We start from the raw sequence: 1,458 nt of genomic DNA on the forward strand, positions 1-1,458 counted from the left end.
GATCGTATGCGACGCCACCGGGCGGCTCGAGCGGCAGTGCAAGCAGCACCGGCCCGGCGCCGGTGTCGGCCGTGACCGGCAGCGGCTTCGGAGCGTCCATCAGGTCCGGGATGGAGAAGGGCGTGCCGTCCGGGAGGATGCCCCGGGCGGATACGATCGAGACCTGACCGGCGTCGAGCAGCGACTGGTCGAGGGTCAGGTGCTGGAAGCCGAAAGTATGGAGCTGGCCGGCCTGCAATGCGCCGCGCACCATGCCTTCGAAGAACCGATCCTGTTGCTGGAAGTGCTGGGTCCTGAGAAACAGGCCCTCCGACCACAGCACCCTGTTTGCATCGCTCATACCATTACTTTCTGCACGCACCCGTCTGCCTTGTCGCTAGGCGGAAATGCCGCCCTTGCCGAGGCTGACGTTGATGGTGAATTTCGACCCTGGCGACACCGACTTGGTGGTGCGCCAGTTGCGTCCACCCGGCTCGCGGATGAGCGCCACGAAGCCGAGCGCCGTCGCGTTTGGCTCGACCGTGATGGTCTTGGCCGCCGTCTTGCCAGGCGCAACCGAGATCGCGTCGGAGCCGATGAGGTCGGCACCGAGCGCCGAGCCCGCGTCGCCCTGCAGCGCGAAATAGTCGGCGGAGTTAAACTTGCCGGTGCTGGTAAGTCGCATCACCAATACCGTCACCGGCCGGTCGCCGCCGCCCGGTCCTGGATTCATGCCCGCACCGCCGGTCACGTTGACCGAGATAACCGATGGTTTCGGCGGGCCGCTCTGGCAAGCCGCCAGCAGCCCCGTAGCGCCGAGGGCAACGACGAATTCGCGTCGGTCGATCATGTCCTACTCCTCTTCATATGCGTCCCTGAAGTCTGCGCCGATCTCGCCCAGGAAACTCGATTCCGCGCTCTGGGCGATGTCGCGATGGCGTTTCTGGTAGAGCTCCCACAGCTTGGCGTTACGCCCGCCGGAGAGCAGATTGCCGATGGCGGAGTTGGATTTGAGCTCCTCTTCGATCGCGGCAGGATCAAAACGGTCGATCATGCGCCGAAGTGCTGCCTGGACGCCCCGCCAGGCGCGTACGTGATGCTGTGCAAGATCCTTCACCGCGTCGCCGATCGCCGCCTCACCGGAGAGAAAGCCCGGACTGCGTTCCGAGATGATGGTGACGACGACATCCTCGACCGTCGGCAGGAATTTAAGCGGATTGACCTCGGAAGCGCCGACCATCGTCTGGGCGACACGCGCGCTTCCCTTCTCCTCAGCGCGTTTGCGCAGGAGCTGCATCAGGCCCTCCAGCATCAGCCGGTATTCACGACCGAATTTTTCCATTTCGGCGATCGCATCGCGGCCGGGAAAATCGGCGTCCTCGACACCCATGCCGCGCAAGAATGCGGCGCGAAGCGCCATATCGCTTGCTGCTGGCTGCGCCGGGCGCGCCAGCTTCGCCGTTGCAACGGCGCGGCGCG

Annotated in this window: 3 protein-coding genes; all 3 read right to left on the reverse strand. The window is 65.0% G+C overall.

Features of this window, described 5'->3' with window-relative positions:
• The coding region (tssK, locus tag O7A61_RS32170; RefSeq protein ID WP_337133170.1) for a type VI secretion system baseplate subunit TssK at positions 1-340 on the reverse strand (340 nt) is incomplete at its 3' end.
• A gap of 36 nt (positions 341-376) precedes the next feature.
• A complete protein-coding gene (gene tssJ / locus O7A61_RS32175; RefSeq protein WP_337108411.1) occupies positions 377-829 on the reverse strand; it encodes a type VI secretion system lipoprotein TssJ in 453 nt (150 codons plus the stop codon).
• A 3-nt stretch (positions 830-832) separates the two neighbouring features.
• Positions 833-1,458 (reverse strand): type VI secretion system-associated FHA domain protein TagH (gene tagH / locus O7A61_RS32180; RefSeq protein WP_337133171.1); only part of this gene is annotated, 626 nt, incomplete at its 5' end.

Source organism: Mesorhizobium sp. Cs1321R2N1 (assembly GCF_037179725.1).
GTDB classification, from domain to species: Bacteria; Pseudomonadota; Alphaproteobacteria; order Rhizobiales; family Rhizobiaceae; genus Mesorhizobium; species Mesorhizobium salmacidum.

What these genes read in the sequence shown, in the direction of transcription:
- tssJ (WP_337108411.1), bottom strand. Translation starts at nt 829, where the DNA reads ATGATCGACCGACGCGAATTCGTCGTTGCCCTCGGCGCTACGGGGCTG.